Below are 16,441 nucleotides of genomic sequence, written 5' to 3' on the forward strand. Positions count from 1 at the left end.
AGCAACGCTTTATCTGTATATCCATACAGATAAAAGTTGCCCCCGCCGCAAACTCCGGCCATCCTGTGCCCACTCCACACACCAACCAGCGATGGCAGACATGCGGCTGTACCTCTGTGAAAAACCGTCCCAGGCCAAAGACATTGCGGCCGTGCTCGGCGCCAGGCGCCGCGGCGACGGCTGCTGGCTGGGGACGGACGTCACAGTGACCTGGTGCATCGGCCATTTGCTCGAAACTGCGCCGCCGGACGCCTACGACGCGCGCTACAAACGCTGGGTGCTGGCTGATCTGCCGATCATTCCGGACAAGTGGAAAATGACCGTCAAGCCGCGCACCGCCAGCCAGTACAAAGCGGTAAAACGCCTGCTCGGCGAAGCCAGCGAACTGATCATCGCCACTGACGCCGACCGTGAGGGCGAGATGATCGCCCGGGAACTGGTCGAGCACTGCCGCTATCGCGGGCCGATCCGCCGCTTGTGGCTGTCGGCGCTGGACGAGGCGTCGATTCGCAAGGCGCTGGCAGCGCTGAAGCCGGGAGCCGAAACGTTCAGCCTGTATCACTCGGCGCTGGGACGGTCGCGGGCGGACTGGTTGATCGGCATGAACATGAGTCGACTGTTCACCTTGCTGGGCCGTCAATCCGGTTATCAGGGCGTGTTGCCGGTAGGTCGAGTACAGACGCCGACACTGCGATTGGTGGTCGACCGCGACCGCAGCATCTCCGATTTCGTCCCCGTGCCGTTCTGGGCAATCGACGTGGAGCTGCTGCACGACGGCACGGCGTTTACCGCCCAATGGCGCGCACCGGCGGACGCTTGTGATGATCAGGATCGCTGTCTGAATCAGGCGTTGGCGCAGCAAGCGGCAGCGGCGCTCAGCAGTGCTGCCAGCGCCCGAGTGATCAAGCTGAAAACCGAGCGCATGCGCGAAGTGGCGCCGCTGCCCTTCGATCTCGGCACCTTGCAGGAAGTCTGCTCGAAGAAGCTCGGGCTCGGCGCGCAGGAAACTCTCGATATTGCCCAGGCGCTCTACGAAACCCACAAAGTCATCACCTACCCGCGCAGTGATTGCGGCTTTCTGCCCTTGAGCCAACACAGTGAGGCGCCATCGATCCTCACAGCGTTGCGTCAAGCCGATCCGAGCCTCGACGCTTTGCAGGGTTATCTCGAACCGCAACGGCGCTCGCGGGCGTGGAATGACGCCAAGGTCAGCGCTCACCACGGCATCATCCCCACCATCGCCGCAAAGAACCTCGAACGCCTGACCGGCAAGCATCGCGCGGTCTACACGCTGATTCGCGCGCGTTACCTGGCGCAGTTTCTGCCCAATCACGAATACGATCGCACCCAGGCCGATTTCGATTGCAACGGGCAGGCCTTGCGCGCGGTGGGCAAGCAGATCATCGAGGCGGGCTGGAAGCGCGCATTGCCCGAAGCCCTTGCCCCGGCCAAGGGCCGCGAAGCGCCCGCGCCGCAAACCTTGCCGGCCCTGAGCCAGGGCGTCGAATGCGCGGTGTCGCGGGTAAATCTCAAGGATCTGTGGACGCAACCGCCCAAACCCTACACCGAAGGTGATCTGATCAAAGCGATGAAGAACGTTGCCAAACTGGTCGAGGATCCGCTGCTCAAACAGAAACTCAAGGACACCACCGGCATCGGCACCGAAGCCACCCGCGCGTCGATCATCCAAGGCTTGCTTGATCGCGGATATCTGGTGAAGAACGGCAAGGCACTGGCGGCGACGCCTGCCGCTTTCAGCTTGATCGATGCCGTGCCACGCGCAATCGCCGACCCCGGCACCACAGCGATCTGGGAGCAGGCGCTCGACATGGTGCAAAGCGGTGAGATGAGCCTGGAAGAATTCGTCACCAAACAGGCTGCGTGGATGAGCAAGCAAGTCAGCCGCTGCTCTGCCCTCAGCCTGACCATCAGCGGCCCGCCTCCCGCCGGCAAAGCCGCTGCGCCGTGGAAGAAAAAACGCAAGTCGACGGCCAGCAAAACCGCCGTTACGCGCAAACGCACAGCGCGTCCGGCGACTCGCTAAATCCCTCGCGGTTCCCTTCTCTGCGTTGCTGAAGCGGATCTTTTCTCATGCCAAAACGGCTTTGTCCGACAATATGTAGCGCTTGAAAATAATCACTACAAAAGCGTTGACGGCATCGTTTTGCTTTTGCATGATGAAGACGTTCCCCGATCGGGAACACTGGTAACACGCTTGAGCAAACTCGTCTGACCGCCGAGTTGTTTTTTCCGGATACACGCTGCCCACAAGGCAGATTGAAGAAGCTGACCTGGCCTGAACGTCCAGTACAAGGACGAGAAGCGCTGGCGAAAATTCTCAAGATGCTTGTGGCCGACACTGGATATGTCGTCAAGGAGCCTCCCGGTTTTCGCTGCTTCTCCTCGTTGTGACGCTATTGCGTAGCAGTTATTCAACACGACTACATGCAACAGATGCACGACCCCGTACTTCACACGGGCGAGCGCTGACGTCCTGGTTTCGGTGCCAGGGATCAACTAACCGATGGGCTACCTGTATTAGCGAATCAACTTTGAAAGATCACCAGACTGGTCAAGGGGCATAACAATGAATCTGAACAATCAACCCACCATCGAAGAACTGGCTCGTATGTTTGCGGCGCAGAAAGACAGCCACGACAGCCATATTCTCTGGATCAGCAAATCGGGCCAGGTGCACATCGACTGCCTGTCGCCCCACGCTGGCGAAGAAGAATTCGACCGCAACCACCAGAACCTGCTGGCCCGCCTGAAGATGTACCGCCGCGGCCATGGTTATGTCGGCAAGAAGGCTGCAGCCGACAAGGACTTCATTGGCAATGTGCTGCAGACGCTGAAACAGGCGTGGGACTCGATGCAGAACAAGAATGAAGTTCGGGTGATTGATCGGTTTTATTGAGTTGTAGATTATTTAACTGAAGGGCCTGCTTCCAATTGGGAGCAGGCCCTTTTTTATTCGTTTGAGTTAAGCGGCGTGAGTGCCCCCGTCGCCCCTCACCCCAGCCCTCTCCCGAGGGAGAGGGAGCCGACCGAGTTGTCTCAGGTCAACCGACAACTTGAATGACCGTGGTGACTATGAGTCAACGAAGCTCGTTCAAGGCGTCGTATCTCGCCCAACACCTCGGTCAGTCCCCTCTCCCTCTGGGAGAGGTTAGGGTGAGGGGCTTTTCATGCCGAGCACCAATTCCACAAACGCCAGCGCCGCCGCACTGTGGTAATTATTCCTGCGCCGCAACAACGCCGCGCCCCGCTGTGGCGCCTCCCCTTCGACACGCAAGCGGCGCAATGCGCGGTCTTCGCTGGCAATCGCCTCGGGCAGCATTGTCGCCAGCGGCGCATGCCGCACCACTTCCAGCAACGTACTCACCGAATTCACTTCAATCCGCACCTGCGGCGTAATCCCGTGCTCACGAAAATACTCATCCACCGATAACCGCGTTATGAAGCCCGGCGCCAGCAGGGCGAAATCCAGTGAAGCGACTTCCGTCGGCGTCAGCACCGATCGGCTTTCATACAACAGATGCCCAGGCCCGACCATGATCCCCAGCGTTTCGGTAAACGCCGGTAGGCATTCAATCTCGGCATTGCGCACCGGCGTAAACGCGATCGCGACATCCAACGAGTCATCGGCGAGGCCGGCCTCGATGTCATCCATCGACAGTTCGAAGATTTCCAGATGAATTCCGGGAAACCGTGCCCGGTAATCACGCACCAACGGCCCGACCAGATACGCCATGAACGTCGGCGTCATCGCCAGGCGCAGGGTGCCCCGGGACAAATCCTTCACATCGTGCAACGCGCGCTGCCCAGCCTCCAGCTCCACCATCACGCGCCGCGCGCATTCGATGTAGGCCGCACCGGCATCCGTCGGCTTCACTGTGCGCGAGGTGCGATCGAACAGACTCACCCCGAGGGTCTCTTCCAACTGGCGTATCTGCTGCGACAGCGTCGGCTGCGAGACATGCAGCGCTTCGGCGGCGCGGGTGAAACCACCGTGATCGGCTACTGCCAGCAGATAACGCAAATGTCGCAACAGCATGGGCACACCATCTATAGGCAGGGCTTATGCGCAGCATTGTATATGGGTCTTGGACGCTATGGATGGGCCGGCGCAAGATTGCTCCCACACAGCAAGCCAACCCCTTGAAAGGAGTGACACCATGCAACAGTCCCACGCCTACAACGACAACAGCCTGGCCCTGACTACTCGCGTTCTCGACGCCAAGGCGAAAAAAGATCTGTCGTGGCAGGATCTCGCCGACGACACCGGCCTCAGCCTGGCCTACGTCACCGCGGCCCTCCTCGGTCAGCATCCGCTGCCGCAAAGCGCTGCCCAAGTGGTGGGTGACAAGCTCGAACTGACCGCTGATGACATTGCCGCTCTGCAGATCATTCCTCTGCGTGGCAGCCTCAGCGGCGTGCCCACCGACCCGACCATCTACCGTTTTTACGAGATGATCCAGATCTACGGCACCACGCTCAAGGCGCTGGTGCATGAGCAATTCGGCGACGGCATCATCAGCGCGATCAACTTCAAACTGGACATCAAGAAAGTCGAAGACCCGGAAGGCGGCTCCCGCGCCGTGGTCACCCTCGACGGCAAGTTCCTGCCGCTGCGTCCGTTCTGACGCGCCCGGCCCGCACCTCGCGTGCGGGCCATCCGATTTCTGCCAAGAGGACACGCCATGAAAGCCCTGATCGACGGCTTCCTGAAATTCCAGAACGAAGCTTTCCCGCAACGCAGCGAACTGTTCAAACACCTGGCGACCACGCAACAACCCGGCACGCTGTTCATCACCTGTTCCGACAGCCGTGTGGTGCCGGAGCTGCTGACCCAGCAAGAGCCCGGCGAGCTGTTCGTGATCCGCAACGCCGGCAACATCGTGCCCTCCTACAGCCCGCATCCAGGCGGCGTCTCGGCGACGGTGGAGTATGCGGTGGCGGTGCTGGGTGTGAGCGATATCGTGATTTGCGGCCACTCCGATTGCGGCGCAATGACGGCGATTGCTCAGTGCAAATGCATGGATCACCTGCCCGCCGTCAGCGGTTGGCTGCAACATGCGGAATCGGCGAAGGTGATGAACGAAGCGCGCTCGCATGGCAGCGATGCGGCGAAGTTGAGCTCAATGGTGCGCGAGAACGTGATTGCGCAACTGGCAAATATTCAGACTCATCCAAGCGTGCGCCTGGCCCAGGAGCAAGGCCGACTGAATCTGCATGGCTGGGTGTACGACATCGAGAGCGGTTCGATCGACGCGTTGTCGTCGGATCGCCGCACTTTTGTGCCGCTGGCCGAGCAACCAACGACTTGCGCGATCAGCGCTAAGACTTCCAACGCAGCCTGACGCCCCGGCCGGTGATCGCTCCCACGCTCTGCGTGGGAGCGATCAGATCAAAAGATCGCAGCCTTCGGCGGCTCCTACACGGTGTGGTCGGGTTTCAAGTCAGCGTTTCACCGTGAGATCAACCTGAGTCATCCGGCTGCGCACAGTAAACACGCCATCGCCGGAAAGAATTGCACTGCGTGCAAACAGGCGCCCGCTCTCCCAGTTCGAGAGGCCCAGTTCCGGCTTGTTCAACGCGTACTGGCCATCGACCCATCGAGTGATGCCGTTGCCTACAAACGGCGCATTCACCGCGTTGTAGAAGCGCTCCTGAACCGCCGCATCCTCACTGATCAGCGACACGGTGAACTGCGGGCTGTAGCGGTTGAACAGCGCAATCGCCTGATCCAGATCGTCGACGATCATCAGGCTGACTTCCGGGGTTTCTTCCCATTCCCACTCACGACCCAGATCCGCCTCGGGCAAGGATTCGGCCAGCGCCTCGGTCCGGTAACCCTCGGCGCGATACACCTCGACCGTTGCGTTCTGCCATTCGCTTGGCAGGCAACTTTCACTGCCTTCGACGATGTGCAATTTGCAGCCCTGGCCGCGCGCAATACCGGCGTCTTTCAAGGCATGGAGGAACAGCGGCACCAGTTCAGCGGCGCGCTCACGCTGAATCAGGCAGACGTTCAGGGTATTGCAGACCTTGCGGTCCAGCGAGTTGCGCACCACCGCCGCGAAGCGCGTGGCGTCGGCATCATGATCGGCAATCAGCCACGCGCCACCGGTGCCGTGCAGGCTGACGGCGGTGCCGGCCTGCTGGGCAATGCTGCCCAACTGACTGACCGCACGGCCCGAACCGCGCGCCACCGCCAGCGACAGACGCCGATCGGCGAACATCGCCCAACCGGCGGCGTGATTAACGCTTTCGACCAACGACACCGCACCCACCGGCAAACCGGCTTCGGCCAGTGCTGGATTCAGCGCGTGAGTGACGATGGCTTGCGCGGTGCCCAATGCGTCGCTGCCGATGCGCAGCACAGCGGTATTGCCGGTGCGCAACACGCCGGCGGCGTCGGCAAATACGTTGGGCCGGCCTTCGAAGACAAACGCGACGATGCCCAGCGGCGAGACCACCTGCTCGACCTTCCAGCCGTCATGTTCGACGCTGCTGATTACTTTGCCGCGCGTCGGTGGCGCATCACGCCACGCCCGCAAGCCGGCAATCATGTCGCGGCGCATGCGTTCATCGGCGAGCAAGCGAGTGGTCGAGCGACCGCGCCCCTTGGCACGTTCGATGTCAGCGCGGTTGGCGGCTTCGATCTGCGTCCAGCACTGAGGATTTTCCAGGCGTTGGGCAAACAGGTCGAAGAACTGGCTGATGGCTTCATCGGACACGGCCGACAACGCGGTGAATGCCGCAGCCGCACGCTCGATTGCCACCGAAGCAGCCTGTTGATCGGCCACGGGGATCAGCAACAACTCGCCACTGACCTGCTCGACCAGCAAATGGTCACCGGGCTGAAACCGCGCGGCCAGTTCGGGGCTGACCACGGTGACGCGGTTACCAGCGAAAGGGATCGGCGTGCCAGCAACCAGACGTTCGAGCGCAAGAGACATGAAACGGATTCACCATGCAGAGGGCGGCCGGAAAATGTATAGAACACGATCCTGCAAAGCAACACTGCACCCTGTGGGAGCGAGCCTGCTCGCGAAAGCGTCCGGTCAGACGACATCGATGCTGGATGTACCGGCCTCTTCGCGAGCAGGCTCGCTCCCACAATGGAAATCGTGGTGTGTGTTCAGAAGACGGACCAGCCAATCCTTGAGCTCAGCAACTCCAGCGCCGCCATCCCCGCCAGCGAATTGCCGGCCGCATTCAATTCCGGCGACCACACGCATACCGTAAATTGCCCCGGCACCACCGCGACGATCCCGCCGCCCACCCCGCTCTTGCCCGGCAGACCGACGCGATAGGCGAAGTTACCCGCCTCGTCATACAGACCGCTGGTGGCCATGATCGAGTTGACCTGCTGGGTCTGGCGGCGCGTGAGGATCTGCTCGCCGCTGTGTTTGCAGAAACCGTCATTGGCCAGAAAGCAGAACGCCCGGGCCAGATCGATGCAATTCATCCGCAGCGCGCAGTGGCTGAAATAGCTGCGTAACACCGCTTCGACGTCGTTGTGAAAATTGCCGAACGACTGCATCAGATAGGCCATCGCCGCATTGCGCGCGCGGTGCTGGTATTCGGAGTCGGCGACCTTGCCGTCGATCATGATCTGCGGATTGCCGGACAGCCGCCGGACGAAGTCACGCATCGACAGCGTCGGCGCGGCGAAGCGCGACTGGTTGATGTCGCAGATCACCAGCGCCCCGGCATTGATGAACGGATTGCGCGGGCGGCCGCGCTCGAATTCCAGTTGCACCAGCGAATTGAAGGGCTGGCCGGACGGCTCGTGGCCGAGCCGTTCCCAGATTGCTTCGCCGGAGTGATCGATGGCCTGGACCAGGCTGAACACCTTGGAAATGCTCTGCACCGAGAACGGCGTTTCGGCGTCGCCGGCGCAATGCATTTCACCATCGTTGCCGTACACGGCGATGCCCAATTGGTTGGCCGGCACCGTGCCGAGGGCGGGAATATAGTCAGCGACCTTGCCCTGCCCGATCAGGGGCCGGACCGCGTCAAGGATCTCGTTCAACAGCGCTTGCATGCCGGGTTCCGAAAGTCTCGCCCCATGGGATCGCGGGGACACTGGGGCTAGACGCTGCGCCCGCCGGTCGCATCACACCGGCAAGCGCTACGCAAAGTGTTCTAGGCTGAACCGGACCATTCAGACACAGGAGAGCACCATGCACCTCGAAGGCTCCTGCCATTGCGGCGAAGTCACGTTCAGCCTCGACAGCGCCCACCCCTACCCTTATCAACGCTGCTATTGCTCGATCTGCCGCAAGACCCAGGGCGGCGGCGGTTATGCGATCAACCTCGGCGGCGACGCGACCACTCTCAAGGTTCGCGGGCGCAAAAACATCAGCATCTACCACGCAAAAATGAAAGCCGACGGCGATAAGCGCGCCCATCGCAGTAGCGCCGAACGCCACTTCTGCTCACTGTGCGGCAGCGGCCTGTGGCTGTTCAGCCCGGAGTGGCCGGAGCTGATTCATCCATTCGCCTCGGCGATCGATACGCCGCTGCCGGTGCCGCCGGAACACACGCACCTGATGCTTGGTTCGAAAGCGCCATGGGTTGAGGTCGAGGTCAAGGCTAAGGATCAGCAGTTCGATGAGTATCCCGAAGAGTCCATTGCCCAGTGGCATGAGCGGCTCGGTGTGACCCGCTGAACACCGTCCCCCTGTAGGAGTGAGCCTGCTCGCGATGAAGGTGGGTCAGCCCGCATAGATATTGACTCTCCCGGCCCCTTCGCGAGCAAGCTCGCTCCCACAGGGGATCACATTTCAAATGTGGGAGCGAGCTTGCTCGCGAAGGGGCCGGTATGATCAGTACCTTAATCCAGATGCGCCCAGGTCATCCTGAACAACGCCCCACCCCACGCCGAGTCACCCACCTCAACCTGCCCGCCATGGGACTGCGACACCCGCCGCACCAAGGCAAGGCCCAAGCCAAATCCACCCGTACGCCGATCACGACTGGCATCCAGTCGCGAGAACGGTTCGAAGATTTTCGCCCGTCCATCCAGCGGCACGCCCGGCCCGTCATCGCTGACCCGCACTTCATAATCATCGCCGTTACGCAGCAGCGACACCTCAACGCGCTGCTCGGCGTAGCGAATGGCGTTGCGCAGCAGATTGATCACGGCCCGCGCCATGAAGCGCGGTTCGATGCTCACGGTGTCGACCCGGCAATCGCCGATCGACAACTGCACCCCCGCCGCTTCGGCCTCCAGCGCCACACTGCCGACAACGCTGTCGAGCCAGTCGGCCGCGTGAACATTCTCCCGTTTGATCACCGTCGCGCCGTGTTCCAGGCTGGCGTAGGTCAGCAGCTCCGAGACCATTTCCTCCAGCTCACCGAGGTCGGCATACATGTCGGCGATCAGCTCGCGATTCTGGCTCGCGTCCGGTTGCTGTTTGAGCTGATCGAGTTCGAACGACAGCCGCGCGATCGGTGTGCGCAATTCGTGGGACACGGCATTGGTCAGTTCGCGCTGATTGGCGATCAGCCCCTCGATGCGCGCCGCCATCAGATTGAAGTGCTCGGCCAGATCGCGGATGTTCGAGCGCCGCGACAACTGGATGCGCACGGACAGATCGTTGTCGCCGAAACGCTCGGCGGCCAGCCGCAGCTTTTCCAGATCGCGCCAGTGCGGGCGCACCCAGAAAAACAGCACGATGCCGATCAACACTGCAAGCATCATGTACGCCGCGGTGATGTAGAACGGCATCAGGCTCGGCTCCGGCGGCAGCTTGATGCTGAGCAGCTGCGAGCCGCCATCGATGTTGCTGATGAATTGCGTGTAATCATCACGGATCACCAACAGATTCCGCGCCAGTTCGGCTTTTTCCTGGGCTGTCAGGGCCAGTTGATCGGCCTCGACCAGACTCAGCGACAGACCGTAATGGGCGCGCAACGAATCAAGTTTCTGTTCACGCTCCGCACCCAGGCGGCCTTGCAGATGATCCACCAGCGACCACGCCTGGCCGCGCACGGCTTCACGGTTGTAGTCCTGCATCTGGCTGTCGAGCAGCGCGTTGAAGGTGTGTTCGACGGTCTGCAAGGCCAGCACCAGCCCCACCGTCATTACCAGAAACAGGCCGAGGAACAAGCGCAGCATCTACAACTCCCACGCGAACGGATTGAACAGATAGCCCTTGCCCCACACGGTCTTGATACACACCGGCTCGCGGGGATTGTCCTTGAGTTTGTTGCGCAATTTGCTGATGTAGACGTCGACGCTGCGGTTGAGCCCGTCGAAAGCGATGCCGCGCATGCGGTTGAGAATGTCATCGCGCGAGAGAATCTTGCCCGCCGCGCTGGCGAGCAACCAGAGCAATTCGAACTCCATGGTGGTCAGCTCGACCATCTCACCGGCCAGGCGCACTTCACGGCAACTGCGGTCGATGCTCAATCGCCCGAATTCAAGAAAACTGACCACGCTGGTCTCCGGCGTCTGCCGCCGTTGCAACGCGCGCAGCCGCGCGAGCAATACCGGCGGCTTGATCGGTTTGATCAGGTAATCGTCAGCGCCGGATTCCAGACCGAGAATATGATCGAGATCGTCTTCCTTGGCAGTGAGGATCACGATCGGCGTGTCTGACACGCTACGAATTTCCCGGCACACCTGCAAACCGCTCTGCCCCGGCAACATCAGGTCGAGCACCACCACCTTCGGCTTGAATTCGAGAAACGCAGCCACGGCCAGATCGCCGCGATGCACCGTGCGCACCTCGTAGCCGTGTTGTTCAAGAAAGTGTGCGATCAGTGCGGCCAGACGCTCATCGTCTTCAACCAGCAGGACTTTGCCAAAACCCAGGTTATCCATAACGACCGTTGCCAAGCCAAACGTGGAGGGCCGCATTATGCGGGCAATCGTCGATCAAGCGATGACGCCAGACAGCAAAAACCGGCCACGCGGGCCGGTTTTCGGTGATGTTTCATACTCTTAAGAGTTTTTAACAATCAGACGATGATGCCCGATTGGATTGCGGACCTCTGTAGGAGCTGCCGAAGGCTGCGATCTTTTGATTTTGATTTTCGATTTGTAAAAACAAGATCAAAAGATCGCAGCCTGCGGCAGCTCCTACCCAATCATGCGGCGACCGGCACACCGCTGTGGAAGCGGAATTCCTCGTCCGGCGACTCGATCAACTCTTGTTCGGCTGCACGGACGCGCTCGATCACCTGCGCGACATCCTTGGCATCACCATACTGATAGGCCAGTTTCAGATAACCCTGAAAATGCCGCGCCTCGCTTTTCAGCAGACCGAAATAGAACTTGCCCAGCTCTTCGTCCAGATGCGGCACCAGCGCTTCGAAGCGTTCGCAACTACGTGCTTCGATGAACGCACCGACCACCAGTGTATCGACCAGTTTTACCGGCTCGTGGCTGCGCACCACTTTGCGCAGGCCCGAGGCGTAGCGGCCGGCGTGCAGCTGACGCAGCTCGATCTTGCGCCGCTTCATGATGCGCATGACTTGCTCGTGGTGCACCAGTTCTTCCCGGGCCAGACGCGACATCATGTTGATCAGGTCGACGTGGGCGTGGTACTTGGCAATCAGGCTCAGCGCAGTGCTGGCGGCCTTGAACTCGCAGTTCTTGTGGTCGATCAGCAGGGTTTCCTGATCGGCCAGTGCCGCCTGGACCCAGGCGTCGGGCGTGCGGCAGCCAAGGAATTCGTGGATTTCGGGAAGGATCATGGGGCTCACGGTAAAAGGTGTTCGAGCGAAGGGCGCCGATTATACCGGCCTGCCCGCAGACCACCAGCGGCGGCTGTTGATATGCATCAAGTCGCAGACGTTCGGACAGCAACTATAGTTGTGCAACGCCGTGCCTTTTCTTTGCTGGAGACTCCGCTCATGCAAGCCATTCGCAGCATTCTGGTGGTCATCGAACCTGAACATGCAGAAAGCCTGGCGCTCAAGCGCGCCAAGCTGATCGCCGGTGTCACCCAGGCCCACCTGCATCTATTGGTGTGCGACAAGAAGCATGACCACGCCGGCCTGCTCAGTGTGCTCAAGGCTGCGTTGCTCGCCGAAGGCTACAGCGTGACCACCGAACAGGCATGGAACGAGAGCCTGCATGAAACCATCATCGATGTGCAGCAGGCCGAGGGTTGCGGCCTGGTGATCAAACAGCACTTTCCCGACAGCTCGCTGAAAAAGGCCCTGCTGACCCCGGCCGACTGGAAACTCCTGCGCCACTGCCCTACCCCCGTGCTGCTGGTGAAAACCGCCGGCTCGTGGAAAGACAAAGTGATTCTCGCCGCCGTCGACGTCGGCAATGCCGATGGTGAGCATCGGCATCTGCACAGCACCATCATTGATCACGGCTACGACATCGCCAGTCTGGCCAAGGCGCATTTGCATGTGATCACCGCGCACCCGTCGCCGATGCTCTCGGCGGCAGACCCGACGTTTCAGCTCAAATCCACCATAGAAGCCAAATACCGCGAGCAATGCCGGGCGTTCCAGGCGGAGTTCGATGTCGATGACGAGCACCTGCACGTCGAGGAAGGCCCGGCAGATGTGCTGATCCCGTTCATGGCGCACAAGCTGCAGGCGGCGGTAACGGTGATTGGCACGGTGGCGCGCAGTGGCTTGTCAGGCGCGTTGATCGGCAATACCGCTGAAGCAGTGCTGGATACGCTGGAAAGCGATGTGTTGGTACTCAAGCCGCAGGAGGTTGAGGATCATCTGGTGGAGTTGACGGTGAAACACTGAAAGCAAAAGATCGCAGCCTTCGGCAGCTCCTACAGGTAGAACGCATTCCCATGTAGGAGCTGCCGAAGGCTGCGATCTTTTGCTGTTCAGGCGCCAAAGGCGTCTTTGAGGAAGCCGGGGGCGATATAGCGCTGATAATGCGCTTCCGACAGCAGGAAGAACTCCCGATCAATGGCATCACGCAGTTCCGGCAGGTTCCAGTCGCGAAACTCCGGCAGCAATACCATCCCGTACGCCTCAAGATTGATGATTACCCGCGCGCCCCGGGCAATCAGCTGATAGGCCCAGCAATATTCCGACTGATGCGGGACGAAGCGGATCTTGCGCTGTTCCAGCTGTTCGCGCAGACGCGCCGGGTCGAAAATCTCGACCTTGCTCGCCATCACTTGCGACAGCAATTGCTCCAGCCGCAGCCACACCGCGCGCTTTTCCTCCTCGTTGTACCCATTCCAATGGATCACTTCGTGGTGGAAACGCTTGCAGCCACGGCACACCAGGTCACCGTAAACGGTGGAGCAGAGGCCGACGCAGGGAGTCTTGATGGTCTGATTGGGCATAAGTGGGCAAAACACTGAAACGCGGAACAGGCCGGCATGTTAGCCCTTTGTCGGGCATTGATCACCCCTCAAACAGCAGGGTCTCGCCAGCGTTGCAGGTTGGCCGCGGCCCGGCTGATTGCCACGAAAGTCCAATAGCACGCGACTTACCTTTAAATTTTTTTTGCCGTAGAATCAGCCAGCCTTTTAAGGCGCCAATGTCCGTTAGAAGCTGTTTTCAAAGCGTCACGAGCACAGTCGTTCCTTCAGAGCGGTGTTGGCGAAGGGTTTTTCCAGCGGGGAAAAGCCCAACGCCAACCCTCATCAGCTCCCCGTTCTGCAGGCGTAAAACTTTGAAAGCAGCTTCTGTAAGGAATTGCCGGTAATTCTGGCCAAACGACCCACAACGTCGTGAGGAGCATGAGTACGGCAATTTCGGGATGAGCGTCCCGGACACCCATTTGGGACCACTGATGAGGGTAATAACTGTGCTTGAAGCCTACCGCAAACATATCGAAGAGCGTGCAGCCCTGGGTATCGTTCCCCAGCCGCTTAACGCCGAACAAACAGCAGGCCTGATCGAGCTGCTGAAGAACCCTCCGGCTGGCGAAGAAGCTTTCCTCGTTGACCTGATCACCAATCGCGTACCGCCTGGAGTGGACGAAGCCGCCTACGTCAAGGCCGGTTTCCTGTCCGCCCTGGCCAAGGGCGAAGCCTCCTCCCCTCTGCTGGACAAGAAACGCGCTGTCGAACTGCTCGGCACCATGCAGGGCGGCTATAACATCGTCACCCTGGTCGAGCTGCTGGACGACGCCGAGCTGGCCCCAGTCGCCGCCGAAGAACTCAAGCACACCCTGCTGATGTTCGATGCTTTCCACGACGTCGCGGAAAAAGCCAAGAACGGTAACGTTCACGCCAAGGCCGTGCTGCAATCCTGGGCTGACGGCGAGTGGTTCAAGAAGCGCCCGGTGCTGGCCGACAAGATCAGCCTGCGCGTATTCAAGGTTACCGGCGAAACCAACACCGACGACCTGTCGCCGGCGCCAGACGCCTGGTCGCGTCCGGACATCCCGCTGCACGCCCTGGCCATGCTGAAAATGGCCCGTGACGGCATCGTTCCGGACGAGCAAGGCAAGACCGGCCCGATGAAGCAGATTGAAGAAATGCGCGGCCAGGGTTTCCCGATCGCCTACGTCGGTGACGTGGTCGGTACCGGTTCCTCGCGTAAATCGGCCACTAACTCGGTGCTGTGGTTCTTCGGCGACGACATCCCGTACGTGCCGAACAAGCGCGCTGGCGGTTTCTGCTTCGGCAGCAAGATCGCTCCGATCTTCTACAACACCATGGAAGATGCCGGCGCCCTGCCGATCGAGTTCGACGTGTCGAACATGAACATGGGCGACGTCATCGACCTGTACCCGCACGCTGGCAAGGTCTGCAAGCACGGTACCGACGAAGTCATCACCACCTTCGAAATGAAAACCCCGGTGCTGCTGGACGAAGTCCGTGCCGGCGGTCGTATTCCGCTGATCATCGGCCGTGGCCTGACCGAGAAGGCTCGCGCCGAGCTGGGTCTGCCACCGTTCGACCTGTTCAAGAAGCCGGAAGCTCCGGCTGAAAGCACCAAGGGCTTCACCCTGGCGCAGAAAATGGTCGGCAAGGCTTGCGGTCTGGCAGAAGGCCAGGGCGTGCGTCCTGGTACCTACTGCGAACCGAAGATGACCACCGTGGGTTCTCAGGACACCACAGGTCCCATGACCCGTGACGAACTGAAAGACCTGGCGTGCCTGGGCTTCTCCGCTGATCTGGTGATGCAGTCGTTCTGCCACACCGCGGCTTATCCAAAGCCGATCGACGTGACCACCCACCACACCCTGCCTGACTTCATCATGACCCGCGGCGGCGTTTCCCTGCGTCCGGGCGACGGTATCATCCACTCGTGGCTGAACCGCATGCTGCTGCCGGACACCGTTGGTACCGGTGGTGACTCGCACACCCGTTTCCCGATGGGCATCTCGTTCCCGGCCGGTTCCGGTCTGGTCGCGTTCGCCGCAGCCACCGGCGTCATGCCGCTGGACATGCCGGAATCGATCCTGGTGCGTTTCAAAGGCAAGATGAAACCTGGCATCACCCTGCGTGACCTGGTTCATGCCATTCCGTACTTCGCTATCCAGAACGGCCTGCTGACCGTCGAGAAGAAAGGCAAGAAAAACGCCTTCTCCGGCCGCATCCTGGAAATCGAAGGCCTGGAAGGTCTGACCCTGGAGCAGGCGTTCGAACTGTCCGACGCCTCGGCCGAACGTTCGGCTGCCGGTTGCACCATCAAGCTGTCGAAAGAATCGATCACCGAGTACCTGCAGTCCAACATCACCCTGCTGCGCTGGATGATCGGCGAAGGCTACGGCGATGCGCGTACCCTGGAACGTCGTGCTCAAGCGATGGAAGCCTGGATCGCCAATCCTGAGCTGATGGAAGCCGATGCCGACGCCGAATACGCCGAAGTCATCGAAATCGATCTGGCCGAGATCAACGAGCCTGTGCTCTGCGCGCCGAACGATCCGGACGACGCCCGTCTGCTGTCCAGCGTTGCTGGCGAGAAGATCGACGAAGTGTTCATCGGTTCGTGCATGACCAACATCGGTCACTTCCGCGCCGCCGGTAAACTGCTGGATCAGGTCAAGGGTCAGCTGCCAACCCGTCTGTGGCTGTCGCCGCCGACCAAGATGGACGCTCACCAACTGACCGAAGAGGGCTACTACGGCATCTACGGCAAGGCTGGCGCACGTATGGAAATGCCAGGCTGCTCGCTGTGCATGGGTAACCAGGCACGCGTTGAGCCGAACAGCACCGTCGTGTCGACTTCGACCCGTAACTTCCCGAACCGTCTGGGCGACGGCGCGAACGTCTACCTGGCCTCGGCCGAGCTGGCTGCCGTTGCTTCGATCCTGGGTCGCCTGCCGACCGTCGAGGAGTACATGGAATACGCTGGCAAGATCGACAGCATGGCGGCCGATGTCTACCGCTACCTGTCCTTCGACCAGATCGCCGAGTTCCGTGAAGCGGCTGCGAACGCCAACATCCCGGTCGTTCAAGCCTAACGCTGCAAGGCAATAAAAAACGCCGCCCATCGAAAGATGAGCGGCGTTTTTTTATGCCTGCCAGGC

The 16,441-nt window shown here is 60.5% G+C and carries 14 protein-coding genes; 7 read left to right on the forward strand and 7 right to left on the reverse strand.

From position 1 onward, the window contains the following. Positions 1-100: 100 nt before the first annotated feature. Both AC0Z4S_RS21800 and AC0Z4S_RS21805 read left to right on the forward strand, forming a co-directional pair. Positions 101-2,044 carry a DNA topoisomerase III gene (locus AC0Z4S_RS21800; RefSeq protein WP_485624549.1) on the forward strand — a complete coding sequence of 648 codons (1,944 nt, stop codon included), beginning with the start codon at positions 101-103 and terminating at the stop codon, positions 2,042-2,044. Positions 2,045-2,587: 543 nt separating this feature from the next. After that, on the forward strand, positions 2,588-2,917 hold the full coding sequence (locus AC0Z4S_RS21805) for a hypothetical protein (RefSeq protein ID WP_056789230.1): 330 nt from the start codon (positions 2,588-2,590) through the stop codon (positions 2,915-2,917). Between the two features lie 252 nt (positions 2,918-3,169). Here the strand turns inward: AC0Z4S_RS21805 and cynR are convergent, their stop codons facing one another. Further along, positions 3,170-4,057 carry a transcriptional regulator CynR gene (gene cynR, locus AC0Z4S_RS21810; protein ID WP_485624550.1) on the reverse strand — a complete coding sequence of 296 codons (888 nt, stop codon included), beginning with the start codon at positions 4,055-4,057 and terminating at the stop codon, positions 3,170-3,172. A 121-nt stretch (positions 4,058-4,178) separates the two neighbouring features. On the opposite strand from cynR, the gene cynS reads away from it, so the two are divergent. Beyond that, positions 4,179-4,646, forward strand: a complete 468-nt coding sequence (cynS, locus tag AC0Z4S_RS21815; RefSeq protein WP_064363505.1) for a cyanase — start codon at positions 4,179-4,181, stop codon at positions 4,644-4,646. A 57-nt stretch (positions 4,647-4,703) separates the two neighbouring features. Beyond that, positions 4,704-5,363 carry a carbonic anhydrase gene (locus AC0Z4S_RS21820; protein WP_485624551.1) on the forward strand — a complete coding sequence of 220 codons (660 nt, stop codon included), beginning with the start codon at positions 4,704-4,706 and terminating at the stop codon, positions 5,361-5,363. A gap of 99 nt (positions 5,364-5,462) precedes the next feature. On the opposite strand, the gene AC0Z4S_RS21825 is transcribed toward AC0Z4S_RS21820, so the two are convergent. Then, positions 5,463-6,965, reverse strand: coding sequence for an aldehyde dehydrogenase family protein (locus tag AC0Z4S_RS21825; protein WP_485624552.1), 1,503 nt, complete (start codon positions 6,963-6,965; stop codon positions 5,463-5,465). Between the two features lie 182 nt (positions 6,966-7,147). Continuing rightward, positions 7,148-8,056, reverse strand: coding sequence for a glutaminase B (gene glsB, locus AC0Z4S_RS21830; RefSeq protein ID WP_485624553.1), 909 nt, complete (start codon positions 8,054-8,056; stop codon positions 7,148-7,150). A 139-nt stretch (positions 8,057-8,195) separates the two neighbouring features. Here glsB and AC0Z4S_RS21835 point away from each other — a divergent pair, with 139 nt between their 5' ends. Then, entirely contained in the window at positions 8,196-8,684 is a 489-nt protein-coding gene (locus tag AC0Z4S_RS21835; protein ID WP_485624554.1) for a GFA family protein, read from the forward strand. Between the two features lie 164 nt (positions 8,685-8,848). On the opposite strand, the gene AC0Z4S_RS21840 is transcribed toward AC0Z4S_RS21835, so the two are convergent. The 3 genes from AC0Z4S_RS21840 to AC0Z4S_RS21850 all read right to left on the reverse strand — a co-directional run bounded on the left by AC0Z4S_RS21840 (position 8,849) and on the right by AC0Z4S_RS21850 (position 11,718). Next, positions 8,849-10,135: an ATP-binding protein gene (locus tag AC0Z4S_RS21840; protein ID WP_485624555.1), complete on the reverse strand. Its 1,287-nt coding sequence runs from the start codon at positions 10,133-10,135 to the stop codon at positions 8,849-8,851. Continuing rightward, the gene (locus tag AC0Z4S_RS21845) at positions 10,136-10,843 is read right to left on the reverse strand and encodes a response regulator (RefSeq protein ID WP_485624556.1); all 708 of its coding nucleotides are present in this window, start codon (positions 10,841-10,843) and stop codon (positions 10,136-10,138) included. It abuts the gene before it with no gap. A gap of 266 nt (positions 10,844-11,109) precedes the next feature. Then, entirely contained in the window at positions 11,110-11,718 is a 609-nt protein-coding gene (locus AC0Z4S_RS21850) for a MiaE family protein (protein WP_041480839.1), read from the reverse strand. A 159-nt stretch (positions 11,719-11,877) separates the two neighbouring features. Here AC0Z4S_RS21850 and AC0Z4S_RS21855 point away from each other — a divergent pair, with 159 nt between their 5' ends. Further along, positions 11,878-12,741, forward strand: a complete 864-nt coding sequence (locus AC0Z4S_RS21855; RefSeq protein WP_348971041.1) for a universal stress protein — start codon at positions 11,878-11,880, stop codon at positions 12,739-12,741. Positions 12,742-12,827: 86 nt separating this feature from the next. On the opposite strand, the gene AC0Z4S_RS21860 is transcribed toward AC0Z4S_RS21855, so the two are convergent. Then, positions 12,828-13,298: a DUF1289 domain-containing protein gene (locus AC0Z4S_RS21860; protein ID WP_024013275.1), complete on the reverse strand. Its 471-nt coding sequence runs from the start codon at positions 13,296-13,298 to the stop codon at positions 12,828-12,830. Between the two features lie 467 nt (positions 13,299-13,765). On the opposite strand from AC0Z4S_RS21860, the gene acnB reads away from it, so the two are divergent. Continuing rightward, the gene (gene acnB, locus AC0Z4S_RS21865) at positions 13,766-16,375 is read left to right on the forward strand and encodes a bifunctional aconitate hydratase 2/2-methylisocitrate dehydratase (RefSeq protein ID WP_471879624.1); all 2,610 of its coding nucleotides are present in this window, start codon (positions 13,766-13,768) and stop codon (positions 16,373-16,375) included. The last annotated feature ends 66 nt before the right edge of the window (positions 16,376-16,441 follow it).

This window comes from Pseudomonas sp. 1L-B-1-E-C1, assembly GCF_057291835.1.

What these genes read in the sequence shown, in the direction of transcription:
- AC0Z4S_RS21800 (WP_485624549.1), top strand. Translation starts at nt 101, where the DNA reads ATGCGGCTGTACCTCTGTGAAAAACCGTCCCAGGCCAAAGACATTGCG.
- AC0Z4S_RS21805 (WP_056789230.1), top strand. Translation starts at nt 2,588, where the DNA reads ATGAATCTGAACAATCAACCCACCATCGAAGAACTGGCTCGTATGTTT.
- cynR (WP_485624550.1), bottom strand. Translation starts at nt 4,057, where the DNA reads ATGCTGTTGCGACATTTGCGTTATCTGCTGGCAGTAGCCGATCACGGT.
- cynS (WP_064363505.1), top strand. Translation starts at nt 4,179, where the DNA reads ATGCAACAGTCCCACGCCTACAACGACAACAGCCTGGCCCTGACTACT.
- AC0Z4S_RS21820 (WP_485624551.1), top strand. Translation starts at nt 4,704, where the DNA reads ATGAAAGCCCTGATCGACGGCTTCCTGAAATTCCAGAACGAAGCTTTC.
- AC0Z4S_RS21825 (WP_485624552.1), bottom strand. Translation starts at nt 6,965, where the DNA reads ATGTCTCTTGCGCTCGAACGTCTGGTTGCTGGCACGCCGATCCCTTTC.
- glsB (WP_485624553.1), bottom strand. Translation starts at nt 8,056, where the DNA reads ATGCAAGCGCTGTTGAACGAGATCCTTGACGCGGTCCGGCCCCTGATC.
- AC0Z4S_RS21835 (WP_485624554.1), top strand. Translation starts at nt 8,196, where the DNA reads ATGCACCTCGAAGGCTCCTGCCATTGCGGCGAAGTCACGTTCAGCCTC.
- AC0Z4S_RS21840 (WP_485624555.1), bottom strand. Translation starts at nt 10,135, where the DNA reads ATGCTGCGCTTGTTCCTCGGCCTGTTTCTGGTAATGACGGTGGGGCTG.
- AC0Z4S_RS21845 (WP_485624556.1), bottom strand. Translation starts at nt 10,843, where the DNA reads ATGGATAACCTGGGTTTTGGCAAAGTCCTGCTGGTTGAAGACGATGAG.
- AC0Z4S_RS21850 (WP_041480839.1), bottom strand. Translation starts at nt 11,718, where the DNA reads ATGATCCTTCCCGAAATCCACGAATTCCTTGGCTGCCGCACGCCCGAC.
- AC0Z4S_RS21855 (WP_348971041.1), top strand. Translation starts at nt 11,878, where the DNA reads ATGCAAGCCATTCGCAGCATTCTGGTGGTCATCGAACCTGAACATGCA.
- AC0Z4S_RS21860 (WP_024013275.1), bottom strand. Translation starts at nt 13,298, where the DNA reads ATGCCCAATCAGACCATCAAGACTCCCTGCGTCGGCCTCTGCTCCACC.